This window comes from Bordetella sp. H567, assembly GCF_001704295.1.
Taxonomy (GTDB): Bacteria; Pseudomonadota; Gammaproteobacteria; order Burkholderiales; family Burkholderiaceae_B; genus Bordetella_C.
The window spans coordinates 1,814,932-1,838,262 of the sequence record NZ_CP012334.1 but is presented as its reverse complement, the minus strand read 5'-3'; the positions used below and the strand labels follow the sequence as shown (position 1 = coordinate 1,838,262).

Here is a 23,331-nt window from a genome sequence, read left to right as displayed (position 1 = left end):
GAGCGCGGCCATGCGAGGCTCTTTCCAGCGTCAACAGGCCTAGCGGGCGTAGTCCTCGTTCTGGCCCGTATGCCGGCGCAGCCGCCAGTCCGCCAGCTCGAACAGCAGCTCGCTGGCCAGCGCCATGGCGGCGGCCGGCAAAGCCCCCGCCAGCAGCAACTGGCCATCGTTCAGCGCCAGCCCCGTGACGATGCGCTCGCCAAAGCCGCCCGCGCCGATGAAGGCGGCAATCGTCGCGGTGCCGATGGAAATCGAGGTGGCCGTACGCACCCCGGCCACGATGGTGGGGCGCGCCAGCGGCAGCTCGATCAGCATGATGCGCTGGCTAGCCGTCATGCCCAGCGCGGTGGCCGCCATGCGCATGCCCGAGGAAACCTCGTCCAGGCCCGCCACCGTATTGCGCATGACGGGCAGCAGGGCGTAAAGCGTCAAGGCGACCAGCGCCGGTACCGCGCCGATGCGGCCCGTCACCGTGATGAGGATGGCCAGCATGGCCAGCGACGGAATCGTCTGCAGCAGGCCCGTCATGCCCAGTACCATCGCGCGCAGCCGGCGGCGGCCGTGCACGAAGACGCCGGCCGGCACGGCCACCAGCACGGCAATGAGCACGGCCACCGACACCAGCAGCAAGTGCTGCCAGGCCAGCCGCCCCAGGTCCGGGCCCATCAGCTTGCGCCAGAATCCATAGTGCTCCCCGGTATCGGTGGCGCCGCCCGGCACGGCACCGGCGGACGCCAGGCGGTCGCGCGCGATGGCGTCGAACGGCACGCCGTCCAGTTCGGCCCGCGCATTCATGGCGATCATGGCATGTTCGTCGATGGTGCCCGCCAGGTCGCGCATCGCCGCCCAGGCCGCGGGAAAACGCCGCGGCACGTCCTGCCGGTACAGCACCACCGCGTCATACCGCGGGAAATACTTGAGGTCATCCTCCAGGACACGCAATCCCAGCACGTCGATCTTGGCGTCGGTGGTGTAGATATCGATGACGTCGGTTTGCTTCTTCTGGATGGCGTCGTACGCCAGCCCGTGGTCCAGGCCGGTCGGGTTCTGGCGCAGGCCGTAGCGCTGGGCCAGGCCGCGCCAGCCGTCGGCACGGCCTATGAATTCGCTGGACAGCCCCAGGCGCAGTTCCGGGTGGCGCGCCAGATCGCTCAGCGTACGTATGCCCAGCTTGTCCGCGTCGGCGGCTCGCATCGCCAGCGCGTAGCCGTCGTTGAAACCGAAGGGAATGTCCACGCCCAGGCCCAGGGCGGCAAGCCGGGTCCGCATCTCGTCCAGCGTCAAAGGCTGATCGCTTTTGAGGATTTCCTGCGAAATGGTGCCGGCGTATTCGGGATAAAGGTCGATGCCCCCGCTCTGCAAGGCCTGGTACACGATTGCCGTATTGCCCAGCCCCTGCGACACGGCCGGCACCTGCCCGGTCCGCCGCGCGACCTGCTGCGCCAGCAATTGGGCCAGGATGTACGACTCGGTGAAGCGCTTGGAGCCGATGCGCAGCTCCCGCGCGGACGATGCCGCTTGCGGCGGCGCGGCGGCATCCGCCATCAGCCCCGCGGCGGCGGACGCCGGGGTGGCCTGTCCCGCTATCGCGAACAGCGCCAGCATCGCCCCCAGGCATCGCCTGAAGAGGCGGGCGCCCATGCCGCCCCCCTTGCCTGGGCGCCTGGTCCCGTCATGGAAATCGTCAGTAGGGCCGGCGCCCGGAATACGCGGCAACCCGCGCGGCATGCGTGCCTTCAACGGCAATGGAGTCGGAGTCATCCGGAGGGTCGGGGCGCGAAGAGTCGGTATCGAGGATTAACGGGCAACGGTCAATTGTGCCATCATGCCGCATGGCGATGATTCCGTTATTCCCCCTAGGCAACGCCCTGTTTCCCGACGGGGTCATGCATTTGCGGATCTTCGAGGTCCGCTACCTGGACATGATCGGCAAGTGCATCGCCGACGGTTCGTCCTTCGGCGTCGTCCCGCTGCTGGAAGGCCGCGAGGTCCGCACGCCCGAAGGCCGGGCGGTCCTGGCCGGCGCCGGCACCCTGGCCCGCATCGTGGAGTCCTCCGCGCCCATGCCGGGCCTGCTGCAGATCGTCTGCGCCGGCGTGCACCGGTTTCGCCTGTTATCGGCGCAGGAAGGCAAATTCGGCCTGTGGAGCGGCGACATCGAGATCCTGGAAGACGATGCGCCGCGTGAGATCCCGCGGCAATTGCAGCCCGCCGCGGATGCCCTGGGTGCCTTGATCGCCGATCTGCAGCGGCAGGCCACCCCTGCCGCCCTCATGCCCATCGCACCGCCCTTTCGCCTGGACGAATGCGGCTGGGTCGCCGACCGCTGGGCCGAGATCCTGCCCTTGCCGGCCGCGGCCAAGCAGGAACTGCTGTTGACCGCCGACCCGGAATTGCGCCTGGCCCACATCCACACGATGCTGGATGAACGGGGATTGTTGCCGGCGCGGCCCGACGATACGGATACATAGATCCGCGCGCGCAGCAGTCTCGGACCATTCCACCCGGACATCCTCGATGGGATGCGCGCCAATGCGCGCGCGTTCGCCATCGTTTTTATTTTCCCCAATCCGCGGACGCGCTTTTGCTGGAGATATCCCTCATGACGATTGCCATGGTCTTCCTCACTGCCGCTTACAACTATATGACGAAGCCGTCCGATCCCGCTCCGTCCATCTGCCCCGTGGGCAAGGAGCAGGAGGCGTCTCGCCTTTTCTCCTCGGTCGGCGGCGAGTTGACGGAACCCCTGCATACCGTGCCCGACCGCCTGCCCGCGGGCCTGCAAAAGCTGTCGGACCAATGGGTAGCAGAAGAAAAGGCGCGACTGGCCGAATCCGGGCAAACCATCAGCAGCCCACGGCGTAGCGAAATTCTCGTCAAGGTGTAGTCACACCGAGACCCGCCGTCACTTCACCGCCTGCTCGCGCGCGCGGGCGACCGCGGCGGCGGCTTCCGCCTCGGCTTCTTCGTCCCCGGCTTCGACCATGGGCAGGATGCCGCTGGCGGCGGTACCGCGCGGCTGCAGCAGCAAGGCCACCAGGGCGGTCCACCCCGTCTGGTGCGATGCGCCCAGCCCGCGCCCGGTATCGCCGTGGAAGAACTCATGGAACAGTACAAGGTCGCGCGACGCCGGGTCGGTCTGCAGCTGCGGATATCCCATCATGGACGGCCGCTCGCCGTCGGCGTTCTTCAGAAACAGCCGGGTAATGCGCCGGGCCAGCTTGTCGGCGATTTCGCGTAGCGAGTACTTGCGCCCTGAACCGGTGGGATATTCGACGCGGAAATCATCGCCGTAGTAGCGCTGGAATTCGTACAACGATTCGATCAGCAGGTAATTCACCGGCAGCCACACCGGCCCGCGCCAATTCGAATTGCCGCCGAACACGCGCGAATCGGATTCGCCGGGCTGGTAGCGGATGCTGAAGCTCTGGCCGTTGTGGTGGAATTCGTAGGGCGCGTCGCGATGGACCCGCGACAGCGCGCGCACGCCGTAGTCCGACAGGAACTCGCTTTCGTCCAGCGCCCGGCGCAGCAGCGCCTTCACGCGGTGCCCGCGCAGCAGCGAGAGCAGCGCCGAATTCCCCTTGCCCGGCTCGGTCCAGCGGGAGACCAGCTTGGCCAGGTCCGGCCGGTGTCGCAGGAACCAGCGCAGCCGTTCCTTGAATCCCGGCAAGCGCCCGTGCACGCTTTCCTCCAGCACCTGCACCGCGAACATCGGAATCAGCCCGACGATCGAACGCACCCGCATCGGCACGCTGTCCTGCCCGGGCAGATGCAGCGCATCGTAGAAAAATTCGTCGTGTTCATCCCATAGCCCCGTTTCGCAGTCGTCGCCGCTGTTGACCGCTTCGGCGATATACAGGAAATGCTCGAAGAACTTGACGGCCATATCGACATAGCTTTTGTTGACGGTCGCGAGTTCCAGCGCGATGCGCATCATGTCCAGCGCATAGGCCGCCATCCAGGCGGTGCCGTCGGCCTGGTCGATGTGGCCGCCCATGGGCAAGGGCGCGGACCGGTCGAAAATCCCGACGTTGTCCAGCCCCAGGAAGCCACCCTGGAAGATGTTGTGGCCGTCGGCATCGCGCCGGTTCACCCACCAGCCGAAGTTCAGCAGCAGCTTGTGGAACACCAGCTCCAGGAAGGCATGGTCGGCCTCCCCGCTCCATGCGCGGTCGATTTCGTAGACGCGCCAGGTCGCCCAGGCGTGCACCGGCGGATTGCCGTCGCCGAAGGCCCATTCGTAGGCCGGCAGTTGCCCGTTGGGATGCTGGTAGCGGTCCTTGACCAGCAGCAACAGCTGGCTCTTGGCGAAGACCGGGTCCACCAGGGCCAGCGCCGTGGCGTGGAAAGCGAGGTCCCAGGACGCGTACCACGGGTATTCCCACTTGTCCGGCATGGAGACGACTTCACCGTTGCACAGGTGCCGCCAATCCGCGTTGCGGCCGCGGCGCCGGCTTGCCGGCGGCACGGGCTGCGCGGCGTCACCGTCCAGCCAGCGCGTCACGTCGAACTCGTAGTACTGCTTGGACCAGAGCAGTCCGGCCAGCGCCTGGCGCTGCACCAGCCGCGCATCCGGATCATCTATCCCCTGCTGCAGGCAGCGGTAGAACGCATCGGCCTCGGCCCGGCGCCGGGCGATCAGCGCATCGACATCCAGCGGCGCGCCGTCGCGCCGGGCCTCCGGCTGGAAGCGCAGGACCATGGTGGTGCGCGCCCCGGGTGCGAGATGCGCGACGCGGTGGGCGGCGACCTTCGTGCCCGCGTCGCGCCGCACCGCATCCTGGATGCCATGCACGACGTAATCGTTGATGCCGTCCTTGAACGGACCGGTCCCTTCGTTGCCGAACAGCCGCCGCACATTGGTCTCGTTCTCGCAAAACAGCCATTGCACGGGGTCCGGCGCAGATACCGTCGCGATCATGGGCTCATACGCCGGATGGCGCGCCAGCACCGCCGACCCGGCATCATCGGGCACGCGCTGCAGCGACGGCCTGGGCGAAACGCCGTCCCACGACCACGTGTTGCGCGCCCAGAGTTGCGGCATCACATGGAGGGTGGCGGGTTCGGCGCTGGGATTCTCGATGGTGATGCGCATGACGATATCGTCGGGCGCCTGCTTGGCGTATTCGACCGTGACATCGAAATACCGTTGATCGTCGAACACGCCGGTATCGAGGATCTCGTATTCCGGCTGGTCGGGGCCGCGGCGCGCGTTCTCGGCTACCAGGTCGGCATAGGGAAAGGCCGCCATGGGATACCGGTACATCATGCGCATGTAGGAATGCGTGGGCGTCGCGTCCAGGTAGAAATACAGTTCCTTGACGTCCTCGCCATGATTGCCCTCGGCGTTGGTCAGGCCGAACAGGCGTTCCTTGATGATGGGATCGCGGCCGTTCCACAAGGCCAGGCACAGGCACCAGCGCAGGCGGTCGTCACCGTAGCCGGCGATGCCGTCCTCGCCCCAGCGGTAGGCGCGGCTGCGCGCGTGATCATGGGGAAAGTAATCCCAAGCCGTGCCGGATTCGCTGTAGTCCTCGCGCACCGTGCCCCATTGCCTTTCGCTCAGGTAAGGCCCCCAGCGCCGCCACGGGACGGCATCCGCTTGCGCCAGGCGCTGGCCTTCGGCGGTTTCGATGAAAGGGGCGGCACACGACGGCGACATGGCATGTCCTTGCGACAGCGGAAAGGTGAATTTACTCTTTCGGGACGGTGCGCGGCACGGCGTCGCGCAGCATGGCTTCCATGCGCAGCAGTTCGCCCAGCGACCACGCCTGGAAAGGCGCGCCGGCCGCCCGGTGCGGCGCGTCGCCGTCGGCGATTTCCGACACATGGTCCAATCCGCCCTCGTCCAGGTGGCGATACAGCGGCGCGAGCCAGCGGGCGCGGGCATCGTCCAGGGCCTTGTGATCCAGCGTCCCGGCCTGCGCGCGCAGGCGCAGCCAGGCCTGCAGGAAGGGGCCCATCAGCCAGGGCCACGCCGTGCCCTGGTGATAGGCGGCGTCCCGCTGCGCGAGCCCGCCCTGGTAATGGCCGATATAGCGGGCGTCGGCCGGCGCCAAGGTGCGCAGCCCCAGCGGCGTCAGCAAGTCGCGCTCGACCTGCGCCAGGACGGCGGCGGCCAACGGCCCCTCGAGCAGGGGATACGGCAGGCCGCCCAGCGCGAAGACCTGGTTGGGCCGGATGCTGCCGTCCACGCGGCCGGGTTCATGGTTCGCGTCCACGATGTCGTACAGGCCGCTGCCGTCTGGCTTGGGAAAGCGCCGCAGGAACGCGTCGCCGGCCCGGGCTTCCAGACCGCGCCAGGCGGGATCCCAGGCGCCGGCGATACGCAGCGCATTGATCCATAGCGCCTCCACCTCCACCGGCTTGCCGATGCGCGGGGTCACCACCCAATCGCCCACCTTGGCGTCCATCCACGTCAGCTGCATGCCCTCGCATCCGGCCCGCAGCAGCCCGTCGCCATCGGCGCCGATGCCATGCCGCGTACCGGCGGCGTAGCCGGCCAGGATGGCCTGGACGCCGGCGCGCAGGCGTGCCTGCGTCGCCTCGTCGGCGTGCCCCGTCTCCAGGTACTCATGCGCGGCGATGACGAACCATAGCGAGGCGTCCACCGAGTTGTAGGCCGGTTCGCCGCCGTCGTCGGGGAAGTGATTCGGCAGCATGCCCTGGGAGATGTAGCGGGTCCACTCCACCAGGATGGCGCGGGCCTCGTCCAGCCTGCCCGTCGCGAGCAGCAGGCCGCGCATGGCAATGAAGGTGTCGCGGCCCCAATCGGTGAACCAGGGATAGCCGGCCACCAGCGTCAAGCCCTGCGTGCGGCGCACCAGGTAGGCGTCGGCCGCGCGCCGCAAGCGATCCGGGAAGGCGGCGCGCCGCGCGGCTTCCCGTGCCGCCAGCCGCTCGGCGAGCGCGGCGGCATCCCCGCCGTCGGCATCCGGGGAGCGGTCATCGACGGACCGCACATCCGCCGCGGGGCCGTGTGCATCGGCGCCCGCATCGGGCGCCGCGCCGGCGGCCAGGATGATGAAGGCCGGCGCGTCGGCCAGATCGAAGGTGAAGACGCCCGGGGTGGCCAGGTCCTCGATGTCGTCCAGCCCGCGCTCGCGTTCGCGCACGTAGCAGAAGTTGCGATACCAGTCCGGCTCGTGCGCGTAACGCCCATTGGTATGCGCGGTGATGGCCGGCACATCGCCATAGGGGCGCCAGCGCACGCGTTGGCCATCGACGGCCGCAGAGAAGTCGAATGCCGGATTCTCGCGGTGCAGGGCATGGTAATCGCGACCCGACAACAAGGGCCGCACCTTCAGCACCAGCGGGCCGCCACCGCCTTCCTGGCGCCAGCGCAGCACGGTGCTCCCCGTGGCCTTGTCGACGAAGCACGCCATGCGGACGATGCGCCCGTCCTTCAGCCGCAACAGCCAGGTCGGCCAGGGATGCAAGTCGAAGGACAGGGGCGCGGCCGCGTCCGCCGGAACGACCAGGTCGGGCGCATAGCACTGGCGCGTCAGGGCTTCGCGGCCGGCAGGCCCCTCGACCCAGGCCTCGACCCCATTGACCAACACCTTGCGCCCGGCCGGCGGGCGAGTGGCGCAGAGCAGCAGCGCGTGATAGCGCCGCGTGCGCAGGCCGCACGCCGTTCCGCTGGCATAGCCGCCGCGCCCATCCGCCTCCAGCCATTCCAGCGTGTCGTCCATGACGCTAGGCCTGCTGTGTCTGTTGCGGCAAGGCTACATTGCGATGCACCATTCCGGCGTATTTCCTGGGGCAGCAGCACCACGAAAAGGCACACCAGCGCTTATTTCGCCGCCCGTATCGGTTCAGCCAAAATGTTTGTTGCGATGCATCAAAACCGGTGTTTATCATCATTGCGTACCGCCTCGTTCCACCTTCCGCCAGGAGTCGCCCCATGGGTTCGCGCCGCTTTTCCACCCTTGCCCTCACGCCCACCGACACCGCCGCGCTCAAGCGCGGCGCGCGTGCGACCGCCCGTTTCGCCCAGCGTCGCGTGGCGATGCCGGCCGCGGCCTTCGTCGTGGATTCCGTGGAAGGCCTGTTCACCTTCATCGACGAGTTCTCCGATTCGGTGGACGAAGTGCGCAAGGCCATGGCGCGCGCACGCTCCGAACGCTACACGATTTCGGCGCATCGGCGTTGACACATCGGGAGCCGCAACTTCGTACAGGCGTCGCGGCCGCCCCTGTGACCGGTTAGACGCCCGCGTTCCGGGCGCGGGCGCCCTCAGGCCACCACCTCCGGCGTCACCGTCTCGCTTTGCAAATCATCCAGGAAACGGTCGCGCCAGCGTGACAGGTTGTTCTCGGTCAACCTTGCCAGCATGCCGCGATGGCGCGCCATGCGTTCGGGCAGCGGCATGGTCAAGGCCCGGTCCAGCGCTTCGGCCATGCCGTCCAGGTCGTGGGGGTTCACCAGCAGCGCGCCTTCGCCCAGTTCCTCCGCCGCCCCCGCGAATTCGGACAGCACCAGCACGCCCGGATCGTCCGGCGACTGGGCCGCGACGTACTCCTTGGCCACCAGGTTCATGCCGTCGCGCAACGGCGTCACATAGCCGACCTGCGACGCCCGGAACAGCGACATGAGCATCGCGCGGTCATACGATTTGTTGATGTAGCGCAGCGGCGTCCACGCCAGGTCCGACCAGCGGCCGTTGATGCGGCCGGCCGCGCTTTCCAGCTGGCGGCGGATCTGCCGGTATTGCTCCACGTCGGACCGCGACGGCGGCGCGATCTGCACGAAGGTGACCTGGCCGCGGTGCGCCGGCGTGCGCTCCAGCAGCCGCTCGAAGGACGTGAAACGCTCGACCAGGCCCTTGCTGTAATCCAGCCGGTCCACGCTGACCATCAGCCTGCGCTGCTGCAGCCCTTGCTTCAGGTTCGTGATCTGGCGCGAACGGCTGTGCTTGAGCGACAGCTGCTGGATTTCGTCCGGATAGATGCCGATGGGATAGACCCCGGCCCCGATGCGGTGCCCGCCGATCTCGATGTAGCGGTCGCCACGCCGGCCGGCGCCCAGGCGCCGGCACACGTAATCGACGAATGCCCGGCGATCCGCGTCGGTCTGGAAGCCGACCAGATCGTAGGCGCACATGGCCTCGATCAGTTCACGGTGCGGCGGCACCGTCGCCATGACCGGCTCGACCGGAAAGGGAATATGCAGGAAGAAACCGATGCGGTTGCGGATGCCGGCCTGGCGGCACGCGCTGGCGAAGGGCAGCAGGTGATAGTCATGCACCCACAGGATGTCGTCGGGCGCGATCATCGGCTTGAGCCGTTCCACCAGCCAATGGTTGACCCGGCAATAGCCGGCATATTCGCGGCGATCGTAGCAGCTCAGGTCGGGCCGGTAGTGGAAGACCGGCCACAGCATGCCATTGGAAAAACCGCGGTAGTACTGGTCGTAGTCCGCGCGCGACAGGGCGACGGTGGCATAGGTGATGTTGTCGCGCGTGTCCTTGTGCACCGTGTCGGGCGGCGTAGAACCATCGACGATATCGCCGTTCCATCCGAACCATATGCCGCCCGTCTGCTTCAGGGCATCGAATACGCCCACCGCCAGCCCACCCGCCGTGGGCTTGCCTTCCGCGATGGGTGCAACGCGGTTCGATACAACGATCAATCTGCTCATGGCCGACCTCCTTTTTCTATTGTTTGCGCGCGCCTACCGCAGCGCGAGCCACCGTTCGCGCGTGCCTACAACAGCGCAAGCCACGCCGCCAGCGCGGCGGGCGTGGGAAAGCGCCAGTCGGCGACGCTCTCCCCTTCCCCGATCTTGATCGTGACGCCTCCCATGGCCTTGACGGCCTCGAACCCCGCCTCGTCCGTCAGGTCATCGCCCGCGAACACGGGCACGCGGCCGGCGAAGGGCGCAAGCCCCATGAGCCGGCTGATCGCCGCCGCCTTGCTCGCATGCCGCGGCTTGATTTCCACCACCATCTTGCCCGGCTGCAGGACGAAGCGGTCCGCATGCGGCTGCATCGCCGCTTCGGCGGCAACGCGGACCTGCTGCTCGTGGTCCGGCGCATTGCGGTAGTGAAAGGCCAGGGACAAGCCCTTGTGCTCGAGCTGCGTGCCCGGCCACCGTTCCGCCAGCGGCGCCAGGGCCTCCACCATGCGCGCCACCGCCGCGGTATCCACGGGCATCTCGTGCAAGGTGCCGTCGGGCTCGCGCCACTGCGCCCCGTGCAGGCCCGCGCCGGTCAGGACCATGGGCCGGACCAAAGCATCGATCTGCGCAAGCGGCCGCCCCGATACAATCGCCAGGGCGCCGCCGACCCGCTTTTCCAGCCGTCCCAGCACGTCGAGGGTGTCCGGCGGGACGTGCGCCTGCTGCGGCGTTGCCGCGATGGGCGCAAGGGTTCCGTCAAGGTCGAACAGCAATGCATGCTTGCCGACGTTTTCGCTCGTGACCGGTATGGAAGTGCTTTGCACGTTGAATTCACTCTCGCCCGCGCGCAGCGGGACATGACCGTTACGTTATAGCCCAGGGGTGTAACCAGAAGCCGCTTCGGGACGTTACAAATGGAGAGCAGACGCCGTGCCCGGCCTGTCACGACCGGAACTTAAGATCGGTGTCTGGCTCCAACCCCCGCTGAAGGAGCAACGCATGCGTATTCTTTTGGTGGAAGACGACCGGATGATCGGGGAAAGCGTATTCGACGGCCTGCGTGCCGAAAACTACGCCGTGGATTGGGAAATGAGCGCGAAGGGTGCCGACCTGGCGCTGCGTACCGGCCCCTACGACCTGGTCCTGCTCGACCTGGGACTGCCGGACGGCGACGGGCTGTCGCTGTTGCGCGACCTGCGCACGCGGCGCAATCGTACGCCGGTCCTCATCGCTACCGCGCGCGATGCGGTCGCCGATCGCATCGCCGGCCTGGATGCCGGCGCGGATGACTACGTCATCAAGCCCTATGACATGGACGAGCTGCTGGCACGCATGCGCGCGCTGATCCGCCGCAGCGCCGGGCGCGCGGAACCGGTCTTCGAGCATGCCGGCGTCAGTATCGATCCGCACGACCGCTCCGCCCGGGTCAACGGCGAACCGGTCACGCTGACCGCGCGCGAATGGGCCGTCCTCGAACCGCTGATCGCGCGTCCCGGCATGATCCTGTCGCGTGCGCAGCTGGAAGAAAAACTCTACAGCTGGCAGGAAGAAATCAGCAGCAACGCCGTGGAGGTCTATATTCACGGGTTGCGCAAGAAACTCGGCCAGCGCTTCATCCAGAATGTGCGCGGGGTCGGCTACGTCATTCCGAAAACATGAAGATTCCACTGGGCTCCTCGCTGCGGGGCCGCCTGATCGCCTTCCTGTTTGCCGCCATCCTCCTGGCCGCGCTGGTGCAGGGCATCGTGGCCTATCGCAATATCCTCCAGCAGACCGACGAGATCTTCGATGCGCAGCTGCAGCGCACGGCAGAGTCCCTGACCGCGGGCGACGGCCTGATCAGCGCCACACCGTCCACGCCGCCCGGCCCCGTCCCGGCGGACAGCCTGATCATTCAGATCTGGACCGCCGACGGCGCGCGGCTGTTCAAGTCGGCCTCCGGCAAGCTGCTGCCCGATCCCGTGGTGCTGGGTTACTCCACGGTCAAGGCCGATACGTCGACCTATCGGGTCTATGCCATGGCGACGCCCTTTCAGGTCACCCAGGTAGCGCAGGACATGGATGTGCGCCAAAAAACCGCGCGCGCCCTGGCGCTGCGCAGCGTGGGTCCGATCGCCGCGGCCGCGCCGCTATTGATGATGGTGGTGTGGTGGGTCGTGGGCACGTCGCTGCGCCCCGTGCGGCGCACGCGCGACGAACTGGCCAAGCGCCAGCCCGAAACGCTCGCGCCCGTGGGCGAAGCCGGGCTGCCGGACGAAATCCGGCCGCTCGTGCACGAATTGAACCTGCTGCTGGAACGCACGCGCCAGGCCTTCGCGGCGCAGAAGCGCTTCGTGGGCGATGCTGCCCATGAACTACGCTCGCCGCTGGCCGCGCTGCGCCTGCAATTGCAGGCCTTGCAGCGCCCCGGCGACGAAGCGGCGCGGCGCGTCGCCGTCGAACGCCTGGCCGCCGGCATCGACCGCGCATCGCGCCTGATCGAACAATTGCTGTCCATGGCGCGCCATGATGCCGCCGCCACGCAAACGCCGCCCGGGCGCGTGGAACTGGTGCAATTGATGCGCCAAGCCATCTCGGACATCCTGCCAGACGCCAATGCCAAGACCATGGATATCGGCATGGCGGGCGCCCCCGAGGCCTGGGTACAGGGCGATCCCGATGCCCTGGCGCTGCTGGCGCGCAATCTGCTGGACAACGCCATCAAGTACACGCCGGCCGAAGGGCGCATCGACGTGGACATCGGCATCCACGGCGATGCCGTGACCTTGATCGTCGACGACAGCGGGCCGGGCATCCCACCTGCCGAACGCGAACGCGTGTTCGACCGCTTCTACCGGGCGCAGAACCATGACGCGGTGGGCAGCGGCCTGGGCCTGTCCATCGCCGACGCGGTGGCGCGCCGCCACGATGCCGCGATTTTCCTGGAAGACGCGCCCCGCCTGGGGGGCCTGCGCGTGCGAGTGCGCTTTCCCTTAAGTTTCGCCTAAGCCTCGGGTTCCACCATAGCGCCGTGTTCAAACACATGTGCTCACTGAACTAGCGCTCAAGGACCCGATATGAAAATCAAAAATTTCTCCCCTACCCGTCTGACGATGTCGCTGGTTGCCGCCGGCGTCATCGGCGCGACCGCCGCCACCGCGGTCATCGGCACGGTCTCCCACGCCGAAAACGCGCCGCCGGCGGTGCTGCAGCAGGCGCAGCCGGTCGCCCCCGCGATGACGGTGCCCAACTTCGCGCAGATCACGCGCGAATACGGCCCGGCCGTGGTGAACATCAGTGTTTCCGGCACCAAGAAGGTGGCCCTGCAGCAGGATCCCTTCGCGCAATTCTTCGGCGGCATGCCCGGTTTTCCCGGCATGCCCGGGCAGATGGGCCCCAGCACCCGCGAAGTGCCGATCCGCGGTGAAGGCTCGGGCTTCATCATCAGCCCGGACGGCGTCATCCTGACCAATGCCCACGTCGTGGAGGGCGCCACCGAAGTCACCGTCAAGCTGACCGACCGCCGCGAATACCGCGCCAAGGTGCTGGGCAGCGATCCCGTCACCGACGTGGCGGTCATCAAGATCGACGCATCGCATCTGCCGGTAGTGAAGCTGGGCAACGTGAAGGACTTGGACGTCGGCGACTGGGTACTGGCCATCGGCTCGCCCTATGGCCTGGAAAATACCGCGACCGCCGGCATCGTCAGCGCCAAGGGCCGCTCGCTGCCCGACGATACGTCGGTGCCGTTCATCCAGACCGACGTCGCCGTCAATCCCGGCAACTCCGGCGGACCGCTGTTCAATTCGCGCGGCGAAGTGGTGGGCATCAATTCGCAGATCTATACCCGCACGGGCGGCTTCCAGGGCCTGTCCTTCGCCATCCCCATCGACGTCGCCACGCGCATCAAGGATGAGATCGTCGCGCACGGCAAGGTACGCCACGCGATGCTGGGCGTCACCGTGCAGGAAGTGAACCAGCAGCTGGCGAACTCCTTCAAGCTGGACAGCCCCACGGGCGCCCTGGTGGCCAACGTGGAAAAAGGCAGCGCGGCCGACAAGGCGGGCCTGAAGTCCGGCGACGTCATCCGCGCGGTGGACGGACGCCCCATCGTTTCGTCGGGCGACTTGTCCGCGTTCATCACGCTGCAGGATCCGGGCCAGCGCGTCAAGCTGGACATCTGGCGCGACGGCAAGCCCGAACAGCTGATGGCCACCCTGGGCACCTACGGCAAGCAGGATGCCCTGGCCTCCGACGCCTCGCAGGGCGGCCAGCATGCCAAGCTGGGCCTGGCGCTGCGTCCGCTGACGCCGGACGAGCAGCAGCAGGCCGGCACGCAAGGCTTGCTGGTCGAGCAGGCCGACGGCGCCGCCGCCAAGGCCGGCATCCAGCCGGGCGACATCATCCTGTCCGTCAACGGCGTGCCCACGCGCAGTGTCGGCGAAGTGCGCAACGCGGTCGCCAAGGCCGGCAAGACCGCCGCGCTGCTGGTCCAGCGCGGCGACGGCAAGCTGTTCGTGCCTGTCCAGATCGGCTAAGCGCGCCGTTTTCGGCATCGCCGCGCACCGGCCGGCGTTTCTTGGTACCCTTCGCGGGGGCGCCATCGTGGCGTCCCCGCACAAGAAGACCCGGAATCCCGTTTCGCCAGTGCCAGCGCTATCGCCTTCCCATTCCCCACCGTATTTCCCCGGCCAGGCCGCGCCCCGATATGCCATCCGGGCGCGGCGCATCGCTTGCGCGGCCGCCTTGGCCCTCTTGCTGGCGGCATGCGCCTCCACCCCCGTGGGCCCTGGTTACTATCGCGTCAAATCGGGCGATACCCTGACGCAGATCGCACGCGAGCATGGTCAAGGCGTCAGTGATCTGATGCGCTGGAACCGCCTGGACAGCGCGAATCGCATCGACGTCGGCCAGGTGCTGCGCGTGGCGCCGCCCGGCGGCGCCACGGCGGAATCGTCCGCCACGCCCGCCACCCGGTCCGGATCCGGACAATCCGCCGGCAGCCGATCCGGCAGCGCGAAAACCGAAAGCGCGAAGCCCGCGGACACGACGCCCCTGCGCGGCATCGCGCTCGCCTGGCCGGCGCAAGGCACGGTCGCGCAGCGATTCAACGGTTCTTCTTCGAATGGCCTGCGCATCGTCAACACCGCCGGCACACCGGTGGTCGCCGCGGCGGCCGGTTCCGTGGCCTACGCCAGCAATGGCTTGCGCGGCTACGGCAACCTCGTCATCATCCGCCACGCCTCCGACTTCCTCACCATCTACGCGCACAACAGCCGGCTGCTGGTCAAGCAGGGCCAGCACGTCTCACAAGGCCAGAAAATCGCCGAGATGGGCAATAGCGACAGCAAGCAGGTAGAGCTGTACTTCGAACTGCGCCAGAACGGCAAGCCTGTCGATCCGGCACGCGCCCTGCCGGCGCGCTAACTCTTCTACGCGTTTTCTTCATGGCTTTGGTTCTGGCTCGCTTTCTCTACGGTTTTTCGCTGTCCTGGATCGTGGTGGCCGTACTCATCGCCGCCACGTTGCTGTGCATCCGCCTGGTCGGCATCGCGGTCGTGGCGTTTGAAGAAGAACATAAGGGCAATATCGCCGGGGCCGCCTGCGTCGCCGCGGTCGTCGTCGGCGCGCTGGCCACGATCGCCTGGCTGGCGCACCGACTTCACGACGTCCTGGGCGCATCGGCCCTGGTGGGCGGCACGGCGCATTGGCTGGCGGGCGGCAACACGCTGTCGCCCGCCGCCATTTTTGGCGCGCTGGCCGGCTTCGGGTGCCTGGCCGGGCTGCGCGGCTGGATGTACCGGCCGCCGCGGGACCCGGCGCAGGCCCAGGACAAGGCCGCGGCGAAGGCACGGCGCAAGGCCGAGGCCGCCGCCGCGACGGACGGCACGCCGGCGGGGCGCAAGACGCGCACGGCGGCCGCGCCGCGTGCCAAGGCCGCCGCGCGGGTGCGCGGACCGCGCGTCCCGCAACTGGGATGGAGCGCCCTGTTCATGCTTCTGCTGGGAGGCGCCTTGTTCGCCTTCGCCTACGGCGTGGACCCACTGTCCGTTCCACCGGACGCGACGGCGGCCGCCACCCGCATCTACCACGAGATGGCGGCGCGCGCCCGGCCGGTATACCTGGCCGCGGCCGCGCTGCTGGCGGTCGGGGCCCTCTTTGCGCTGGTCTGGTTCTTCTGGCGGCGCGATCCGGACAAATAGGCGGGCGGGCCCGGACATCGCCGGTCGGTAATGCGCCCCCCGGACCACGCCGGCACGAGCGCGCGGACGCCAGCCATGGCCGCGCGGATCTGGATCTCCGTTTGGGCTCAAACAATAACGATTCTTATTATAGAATCGCATCATCCCCGTACTCCAAGGATCCGCGCTCATGGCGGCTACGCATAAATTCTGGTTCGTGTGGCGCGCCCCTCTGGCCCTGCTGATGTTGACCGTCTTCGGCCTGCTGGCCGCGCTGCTGGGCACCGAGGCCTGGCACTGGGCATCCTGGGCCGCCCTGGCCATTCCCATCGCGGTCATTCTGTTCCATACGCTGCGCCGGCCGTTCGGCCAGCTCTGAGTACTGGGCGCATAGGCCGGATAACGGTCGGGTACGCATCGAGCAACCGGTCGACCTTCGCTTCGTCCAGCTTCAGAAATCGCCGCAGCCGCCGCTGTACGTCGGCCATGGACAAGCGGCGCTATCCCACATGCGTCCCCGACTTCACCGGCAGGCGGGCGGGCACCTCCCGCTTCCGCTCGGCGCCCGCCGGGGGGTACGCTAGCTGCTGCGCCTGGGTTTGCCGTCGTCCGCCGGGTGCCGCCCTTGAAACGCTGAAGGCCGCCGCCATTTAGCCGACATACTTCGTAGGCAAACACCATGAGATCACGCGACTTGACGTCCTGGATGTGGGGTGACGCCCTGTCCATGCTGGAACAGGCCGACCGCCTGCAACGGCAATTCTTTCGCGCCTGCACGGCGGATCCGCATGTCTGGGAGCCCCCTATCGATGTGGTCGAAACGGCCGATGCCGTCATTGTTCATATCGCGCTGCCGGGAGTGCCCTCCTCCGCCGTCACCGTGCGCTTTCAGCCCGACGGGGTGGCGGTATCCGGCATGCGCCGCCTCCCCGCGTCGCGCGCCGCGCATATCCACCGCGTCGAAATCCCCTATGGGCGATTCGAACGCCGGATCATCCTGCCATTGGCCGCGCTCGAACCCACTACGCCAGAGATGTCGGATGGTTGCCTCGTATTGACGTTCAGGAAGAAAAAGGAAACGCCATGAAGCTTTGGCCCACCATGCAAGTGCGGACCGACGATGACCGAGCCCGCGGGGGCGGCACCGCCGCGCCCGTCGGCGACCAGGAACAGCGCGCCACCAAGCCCCTGCCGCAGGATGCGATGATCCTCATTCCCCTGCGCGACACCGTGTTGTTCCCTGGCGTGCTGTCGCCGGTCACCGTGCGGCGCCCAGGCTCGGTGGCGGCGGCGCAGGAAGCCGTCAAGACCGAACTGCCTATCGGCTTCCTGCTGCAGCGCGATGCCAGCAAGGCCGAAGTCGGCCCCTCGGACCTGTATTGGGTCGGCACGCAGGGGCCCATCGTGCGCTACATCACGGGCCAGGACGACTCTCATCACATCGTGGTGCAGGGGCAGTCGCGCTTTCGCGTGCTCGAATTCCTGGAGGGCTGGCCCTATATGGTGGCCCGCGTCGCCATGGTCGAGCCCGTGGAGGCCACCGATCCCCAGATCGAGGCTCGCTTCCTGCAGCTGAAGGAACAGGCGGTCACGGCCATCGCCCTGCTGCCCCATGTGCCGGATGAACTGGCCGGCGTGGTGCAGGGCATTACTTCGCCCGCCGTGCTGGCCGACATGGTCGCCAACCTGATCGATGTGAAGGTCGAGGAAAAGCAGGACATCCTGGAAACCTTCGACCTGGGACGCCGGCTGGACAAGGTCATCGAACTGCTGTCCGCGCGGGTGAACGTGCTGAAGCTCAGTCGCGAGATCGGCGAAAAAACGCGCGCGCAGTTCGACGAGCGCCAGCGCGAGCACGTGCTGCGCGAACAGCTGCGCCAGATCCAGAAGGAGCTGGGCGAAGGCGACGATACGGCGGCCGAAGTCGAGGAGCTGAAGAACGCCATCGACAACGCCGGCATGCCGGAGGATGTGCTGGCGAACGCCCGCAAGGAACTCAAGCGCTTGCAGCGCATGAGCGAAGGCGGCGGCGAATACGCCATGCTGCGCACCTACCTGGAATGGCTTACCGAACTGCCCTGGAAACAGGAGCCGCAGCCCCCCATCGACATCGCGGAGGCGCGCCGCATCCTGGACGAAGACCACTTCGGCCTGGAGAAGATCAAGCGGCGCATCCTGGAATACCTGGCCGTACGCAAGCTGAACCCGCAGGGCAAGAGCCCCGTGCTGTGCTTTTCGGGGCCACCCGGCGTGGGCAAGACTTCGCTGGGGCAATCCATCGCGCGCGCCACGGGGCGGGTGTTCCAGCGCGTGGCGCTGGGCGGCGTGCACGACGAAGCGGAAATCCGCGGCCACCGGCGCACCTATCTGGGCGCCCTGCCGGGCAACATCATCCAGGCCATGCGGCGCGCGGGTACGAGCAAGGTCGTGATGATGCTGGATGAAATCGACAAGCTGGGCGCCGGTGGGTTTCATGGCGACCCGGGCAGCGCCCTGCTGGAAGTGCTGGATCCGGAGCAGAACCACAAGTTCCGCGACAACTACCTGGGTGTCGATTTCGACCTGTCGCACGTGATGTTCATCTGCACCGCCAACGTGCTGGACACCATACCGGGCCCGCTGCGCGATCGCATGGAGATCATCCAGCTGCCCGGCTACACGGAGGAAGAAAAGATCCAGATCGCGCGGCGCTACCTGGTGCGCCGCCAGCTGGAAGCCAACGGCCTGCGGCCGGAACAGGCGGACATCACCGATCCGGCGTTGAAGGCCATCGTGGAGGACTACACGCGCGAAGCGGGCGTGCGCAACCTGGAGCGCGAGATCGGTTCCGTGCTGCGGCATGCCGCCATGCAGATCGCCGAGGGCCGCCAGGACAGCGTACGCATCGATGCCGACGACCTGCCCGAGCCTCTGGGGCCGCGGCGCTTCGAGAACGAAGTCGCGCTGCGCACCAGCGTGCCGGGCGTGGCGACCGGCCTGGCGTGGACGCCCGTGGGCGGGGACATCCTGTTCATCGAAGCCAGCAAGGTGCCCGGCGGCGGCAGGCTGATCCTGACGGGCCAGTTGGGCGACGTGATGAAGGAATCCGCCCAGGCGGCGCTGACGCTGGCCAAGACCTGGAGCGGCGACTCGCTGGAAAAAGTGGACATCCACGTGCACGTGCCGGCGGGCGCCACGCCCAAGGACGGACCCAGCGCGGGCGTGGCCATGTTCGTGGCCCTGGCATCGCTGCTGAAAGGCACGCCGGTACGGTCCGACGTGGCCATGACGGGCGAGGTCAGCCTGCGTGGACTGGTGCTTCCCATCGGCGGCGTCAAGGAAAAGACCCTGGCCGCGCTGCGCGCCGGGATCACCACCGTCATGCTGCCGCGGCGCAACGAGAAAGACCTGGAGGACGTGCCCAAGGAAGCGCGCGACAAGCTGAAGTTCGTGCTGCTGGACCGCGTGGAAGACGCGCTGGACGTAGCCCTGGAAAAGGAAGCCGTCCCGGCTGTGTAGGGATGCGGCGGGCGCCGGCGCATGGACGTGCCGGCCCTGTCCATCGAGGCGCCGGCCCCCTGTTCATGGGGCGCCGGCGCTTTTTTTTATTCAGGTTTTCAGCCGGTAGCCGGTCTTGAATATCCAGCGCACGGCCAGCATGCATACCGCCAGGAAGACCAGCGTCATGCCCAGGCTTACGCCGACGTGGACGTCGGCCACGCCGAAAAAGCTCCAGCGAAAGCCGCTGACCAGGTAGACCACCGGATTGAACAGCGTCACCGCGCGCCAGAAATCCGGCAGCATATTGATGGAATAGAAACTGCCGCCCAGGAAGGTCAGCGGCGTCACCACCATCAGCGGAATGACCTGCAGTTTCTCGAAGCCGTCGGCCCAGATGCCGATGATGAAGCCGAACAGGCTGAAGGTCACCGACGTCAATACCAGGAACCCGACCATCCATGCCGGATGCGCGACGTCGAAGGGCACGAAGATGCGCGCCGTGACCAGCATGATGGTGCCCAGGATGATGGACTTCGAGGCGGCCGCGCCGACATAGCCGATGACGATTTCCACGTAGGAAATCGGCGCCGAATGGATCTCGTAGATGGTGCCCGTGAAGCGCGGCATGTAGATGCCGAACGAGGCATTGGAGATGCTCTGCGTCAACAGCGCCAGCATGATCATCCCCGGCACGATGAAGGCGCCGTAGCTGACGCCGTCGATATTGACCATGTGCGAGCCGATGGCCGAGCCGAACACCACGAAGTACAGCGACGTGGAAATCACCGGCGAGGCCACGCTTTGCATCAGCGTGCGCCACATGCGATGCATTTCGAACAGGTAGATGGCGCGTATGGCGTAGATGTTCATGAGCTGCGCTTGCCTTTCAGGAGCGTGCATTGACCAGGCTGACGAAGATTTCTTCCAGCGAACTTTCGGAGGAGCGCAGGTCGGTGAAGGCGACGCCGGCCTCGTCCAGCTTGCGCAGCAGCGCCGCGATGTCGGCCGTGCCGGCCTGGTTGTCGTAGGTGTAGACCAGCTCGTGCCCGTCCGCCGCCAGGTCCAGCGCGTAGCCGTCCAGGGACGCCGGCATGGCCGCCAGCGCCGTTTTCAAGGCCAGGGTGAGCTGCCGCTTGCCCAGTTTTTTCATCAGGGCGTTCTTGTCCTCGACCAGGATGATCTCGCCCTGGCGGATCACGCCCACGCGATCCGCCATTTCCTGGGCTTCCTCGATGTAGTGCGTGGTGAGGATGATGGTCACCCCCTGTTCGCGCAGGCGCCGCACCATTTCCCACATGCCGCGGCGCAGCTCCACGTCCACGCCGGCCGTCGGTTCATCCAGGAACAGGATGCGGGGTTCATGCGACAGCGCCTTGGCGATCATGACGCGGCGCTTCATGCCGCCGGACAGCGCCATGATGCGGGTGTCCTTCTTTTCCCACAGCGACAGGTCGCGCAGCACGCGCTCGATGTGGGCCGGATCGGCGGGCTTGCCGAACAGGCCGCGGCTGAAGCTCACCGTGCTCCACACGCTTTCGAAGGCGTCGGTATTCAATTCCTGTGGCACCAGCCCGATGCTGGCCCGGGCGGCGCGATACTCCCGGATGATGTCGTGCCCGTCCGCCAGGACGGTTCCCCGGGTCGGGTTGACGATGCCGCAGATGATGCTGATCAGCGTCGTCTTGCCGGCGCCGTTCGGTCCGAGCAGCGCGAAGATTTCGCCGCGCCGGATATCGAGATCGACGTTCTTCAAAGCCTGGAATCCAGACTTGTAGGTCTTGGACAGGCCCCTGACTGAAATGATCGGATCCACGCCGTTCCTCGCCAAATTCGGATGCATGGATTCTACCCGCGCGCCATGACAGGACGGCGGGGCCGCGCGCGGAATCGCCGCTGCCGGACTCGACATATCAATCCGGGAAAGCAAGACAATGCCCGTGCGGCGCGACAGCCGCCACGGCGCCAGGCGGCGCGGCAAGGGCGGCTTAAAATAGCCTGTCCATGCCTTCCCGCACTGCACATCCATGAATCTCGAAGATGCCCCGCTGGGGCATGACACCGCCTATCCCAGCCACTACGATGCGGGCCTGCTGTTTCCGATCGACCGCGGCGCCAACCGCGCGACGATAGGCGTCGGCACGCCGCTGCCGTTTCACGGCGCGGACGTATGGAACGCCTACGAGCTCTCCTGGCTCAATCCGCGCGGCAAACCCCAGATCGCCATCGGCCGCATCACCGTGCCGGCCGATACGCCCTGCATCATCGAGTCGAAGTCGTTCAAGCTATACCTGAATTCGCTCAACCAGACCCGCCTGCCCGACGCCGCCGCCTATGCCGCGCTTGTCGAACGCGACCTGAGCGCGGCGGCCGGCGGGCCGGTGCGCGTCGAATTGATCCTGCCGGACCGTTTCGGGCAGGAGCGCGTCGCCGATCTGCCCGGCCAGACACTGGACGACCTGGATATCGCGGTGGATGCCTACACGCCGGCGCCCGGCCTGCTGCGCCGCGCATCGGGCGCGGACGCAGGCGAGGTCGAAGAAACCTTGACGTCCAGCCTGCTGAAGTCCAACTGCCCCGTCACGGGCCAGCCGGACTGGGGCAGCGTGCAGATACGCTATCGCGGCCCCAGGCTGGACCGCGCCGCCCTGCTGGCGTACATCGTGTCGTTCCGCGAACACGCCGAATTCCACGAGCATTGCGTGGAGCGCATCTTTACCGACCTGATGTCGGCCTGCCACCCGTCCAGCCTGTCGGTCTATGCGCGCTACACGCGGCGCGGTGGGCTGGACATCAATCCCTGGCGGGCCACGCCCGATGGGCAGGGGCCGCCGGTCGATCCGCGCACGGCCCGGCAATAGGCCGCGATCCAGTCGACATGCCTCATCGGGCGTCGAACGGCATGCCTTTGCCCCGGCGCCGGCATCTACTCCGGCTGAATGTTGTTCGTCTTGATGATGCGCGCCCATACGGCGCTGTCGCGGGCGGCCAGCGAGGCCAGCTCCGCCGGGCTGGTCGCCTGCGGCTCCACGCCCAGTTCGCGCAGCTTGCCGGCCACGGCGGGATCGGCCAGCGTACGGTGGATGGCCTGGTTGATCTGCTCGATGGTTGCGGGCGGCGTCTTGCTGGATACGTAGATGCCGCTCCAGTTGTTCAATAGCTCCATGCCCGGGATGCCCTGCTCCTCGAAGGTGGGAATATTCGGGAACAGCGGGCTGCGCTTGGGCGCGGCGATGGCCAGGCCCTTCAGCCCGCCGGACTTCACCAATGCCTGGATGCCGGGCACGTCGCCGACGAAGGCGTCGACATGGCCGCCCATCAGGTCCGAGATCGCGGGCGCCGCGCCCTTTTCAGGCACGTGCAGGAAGGAAACCTTGGCTTTCTCCGACAGCAGCGCGATGGCCATGTGCGGCATGCTGCCTATGCCCGAGGACGCGAAATTGACTTGGCCTCCCTTGGCGGCGTTGGCCACGAATTCCTTCGCATCCTTGGCCGGGTTCTTGGGATTGACCACCAGCATCTCCTGCGTGTTCACGACCAGCGATACGGGCGCGAAGTCCTTCACGGTGTAGGCCAGCTTGGGATACAGCGCAGGGTTGATGGTGATGGCGCCCGCGGTGGTGATCCATAGCGTGCGGCCGTCCGCCGGCTCATGCAGCACATACTGCGCGGCGACCGCGCCGTTGCCGCCCGGGCGGTTTTCCACCACGACATTCTGCTTCAGTTCCTTGCCCAGCTGCTCGCTGATGACGCGCGCCATCAGATCGGACGGACCGCCCGCCGGAAAGGCCACCACCAGGCGCACATAGCTGCCTTGGGCCAGGGCCTGGCTCGCCGGCGCGGCGGCCAGGGCCAGGGCGGACAGGACAGCCAGGGCGCAGCGCCTGGACCACTTGATCGATGCCATTGCCATGATGTCTCCTGATGGCTTGTTGGATTTCTTGTCCGCCGAGTGTTGGCGGTCGCGGCCGTTCACGCAAGATACGGGGCGACGGGATGTCCAGCGTGCGGACAGTGTGGCCTGGCGGGACGCCGGACCGCCGGCATTGAAGCCGCCTTCCCTCCCATG

At 67.2% G+C, this 23,331-nt stretch carries 20 protein-coding genes; 12 read left to right on the top strand and 8 right to left on the bottom strand.

Annotation, left to right across the window (positions count from 1 at the left end; all coding sequences use genetic code 11):
- Positions 1-39: 39 nt before the first annotated feature.
- On the bottom strand, positions 40-1,545 hold the full coding sequence (locus AKI39_RS08345; RefSeq protein ID WP_145925409.1) for a glycine betaine ABC transporter substrate-binding protein: 1,506 nt from the start codon (positions 1,543-1,545) through the stop codon (positions 40-42).
- A 287-nt stretch (positions 1,546-1,832) separates the two neighbouring features.
- Here AKI39_RS08345 and AKI39_RS08340 point away from each other — a divergent pair, with 287 nt between their 5' ends.
- Both AKI39_RS08340 and AKI39_RS08335 read left to right on the top strand, forming a co-directional pair.
- Positions 1,833-2,471 carry an LON peptidase substrate-binding domain-containing protein gene (locus AKI39_RS08340; RefSeq protein ID WP_066634418.1) on the top strand — a complete coding sequence of 213 codons (639 nt, stop codon included), beginning with the start codon at positions 1,833-1,835 and terminating at the stop codon, positions 2,469-2,471.
- 131 nt (positions 2,472-2,602) lie between these two features.
- Positions 2,603-2,887, top strand: coding sequence for a hypothetical protein (locus tag AKI39_RS08335; RefSeq protein ID WP_066634416.1), 285 nt, complete (start codon positions 2,603-2,605; stop codon positions 2,885-2,887).
- An 18-nt stretch (positions 2,888-2,905) separates the two neighbouring features.
- Here AKI39_RS08335 and AKI39_RS08330 read toward each other — a convergent pair whose 3' ends face one another.
- Positions 2,906-5,665 (bottom strand): MGH1-like glycoside hydrolase domain-containing protein, encoded by a 2,760-nt coding sequence (locus AKI39_RS08330; RefSeq protein WP_076879676.1) that lies wholly within the window; start codon positions 5,663-5,665, stop codon positions 2,906-2,908.
- A 31-nt stretch (positions 5,666-5,696) separates the two neighbouring features.
- Positions 5,697-7,697, bottom strand: a complete 2,001-nt coding sequence (locus AKI39_RS08325; RefSeq protein ID WP_066634415.1) for an amylo-alpha-1,6-glucosidase — start codon at positions 7,695-7,697, stop codon at positions 5,697-5,699.
- A gap of 212 nt (positions 7,698-7,909) precedes the next feature.
- Between AKI39_RS08325 and AKI39_RS08320 the strand changes: the two genes are divergently transcribed.
- Positions 7,910-8,158 carry a hypothetical protein gene (locus AKI39_RS08320; protein WP_066634413.1) on the top strand — a complete coding sequence of 83 codons (249 nt, stop codon included), beginning with the start codon at positions 7,910-7,912 and terminating at the stop codon, positions 8,156-8,158.
- 83 nt (positions 8,159-8,241) lie between these two features.
- Here AKI39_RS08320 and otsA read toward each other — a convergent pair whose 3' ends face one another.
- Positions 8,242-9,645: an alpha,alpha-trehalose-phosphate synthase (UDP-forming) gene (otsA, locus tag AKI39_RS08315; RefSeq protein ID WP_066634411.1), complete on the bottom strand. Its 1,404-nt coding sequence runs from the start codon at positions 9,643-9,645 to the stop codon at positions 8,242-8,244.
- A 65-nt stretch (positions 9,646-9,710) separates the two neighbouring features.
- Positions 9,711-10,448, bottom strand: a complete 738-nt coding sequence (gene otsB / locus AKI39_RS08310; RefSeq protein WP_066634408.1) for a trehalose-phosphatase — start codon at positions 10,446-10,448, stop codon at positions 9,711-9,713.
- 175 nt (positions 10,449-10,623) lie between these two features.
- Here otsB and AKI39_RS08305 point away from each other — a divergent pair, with 175 nt between their 5' ends.
- From AKI39_RS08305 to lon, 8 genes are all read left to right on the top strand, one after another.
- Positions 10,624-11,283 (top strand): response regulator, encoded by a 660-nt coding sequence (locus AKI39_RS08305; RefSeq protein ID WP_066634406.1) that lies wholly within the window; start codon positions 10,624-10,626, stop codon positions 11,281-11,283.
- A complete protein-coding gene (locus AKI39_RS08300; RefSeq protein ID WP_066634400.1) occupies positions 11,280-12,611 on the top strand; it encodes an ATP-binding protein in 1,332 nt (443 codons plus the stop codon). The genes AKI39_RS08305 and AKI39_RS08300 overlap by 4 nt, the downstream gene beginning before the upstream one ends.
- A 69-nt stretch (positions 12,612-12,680) precedes the next feature.
- Positions 12,681-14,141 carry a DegQ family serine endoprotease gene (locus AKI39_RS08295; protein ID WP_066634399.1) on the top strand — a complete coding sequence of 487 codons (1,461 nt, stop codon included), beginning with the start codon at positions 12,681-12,683 and terminating at the stop codon, positions 14,139-14,141.
- A gap of 175 nt (positions 14,142-14,316) precedes the next feature.
- On the top strand, positions 14,317-15,030 hold the full coding sequence (locus AKI39_RS08290) for a M23 family metallopeptidase (RefSeq protein ID WP_066642494.1): 714 nt from the start codon (positions 14,317-14,319) through the stop codon (positions 15,028-15,030).
- Positions 15,031-15,050: 20 nt separating this feature from the next.
- On the top strand, positions 15,051-15,806 hold the full coding sequence (locus AKI39_RS08285) for a hypothetical protein (RefSeq protein ID WP_066634398.1): 756 nt from the start codon (positions 15,051-15,053) through the stop codon (positions 15,804-15,806).
- Between the two features lie 169 nt (positions 15,807-15,975).
- Complete coding sequence (locus AKI39_RS08280; protein ID WP_066634397.1) at positions 15,976-16,164, top strand: hypothetical protein; 189 nt, start codon at positions 15,976-15,978, stop codon at positions 16,162-16,164.
- Positions 16,165-16,512: 348 nt separating this feature from the next.
- A complete protein-coding gene (locus AKI39_RS08275; RefSeq protein ID WP_235610773.1) occupies positions 16,513-16,872 on the top strand; it encodes an Hsp20/alpha crystallin family protein in 360 nt (119 codons plus the stop codon).
- A gap of 116 nt (positions 16,873-16,988) precedes the next feature.
- Positions 16,989-19,283 (top strand): endopeptidase La, encoded by a 2,295-nt coding sequence (gene lon, locus AKI39_RS08270; RefSeq protein WP_066642492.1) that lies wholly within the window; start codon positions 16,989-16,991, stop codon positions 19,281-19,283.
- Between the two features lie 90 nt (positions 19,284-19,373).
- Here the strand turns inward: lon and AKI39_RS08265 are convergent, their stop codons facing one another.
- Both AKI39_RS08265 and AKI39_RS08260 read right to left on the bottom strand, forming a co-directional pair.
- A complete protein-coding gene (locus tag AKI39_RS08265; protein ID WP_066634394.1) occupies positions 19,374-20,135 on the bottom strand; it encodes an ABC transporter permease in 762 nt (253 codons plus the stop codon).
- A gap of 16 nt (positions 20,136-20,151) precedes the next feature.
- Positions 20,152-21,078 carry an ABC transporter ATP-binding protein gene (locus AKI39_RS08260; protein WP_066642490.1) on the bottom strand — a complete coding sequence of 309 codons (927 nt, stop codon included), beginning with the start codon at positions 21,076-21,078 and terminating at the stop codon, positions 20,152-20,154.
- A gap of 211 nt (positions 21,079-21,289) precedes the next feature.
- On the opposite strand from AKI39_RS08260, the gene queF reads away from it, so the two are divergent.
- On the top strand, positions 21,290-22,123 hold the full coding sequence (queF, locus tag AKI39_RS08255; protein ID WP_066634392.1) for an NADPH-dependent 7-cyano-7-deazaguanine reductase QueF: 834 nt from the start codon (positions 21,290-21,292) through the stop codon (positions 22,121-22,123).
- Between the two features lie 65 nt (positions 22,124-22,188).
- Here the strand turns inward: queF and AKI39_RS08250 are convergent, their stop codons facing one another.
- On the bottom strand, positions 22,189-23,175 hold the full coding sequence (locus AKI39_RS08250; RefSeq protein WP_145925224.1) for a Bug family tripartite tricarboxylate transporter substrate binding protein: 987 nt from the start codon (positions 23,173-23,175) through the stop codon (positions 22,189-22,191).
- Positions 23,176-23,331 lie beyond the last annotated feature (156 nt).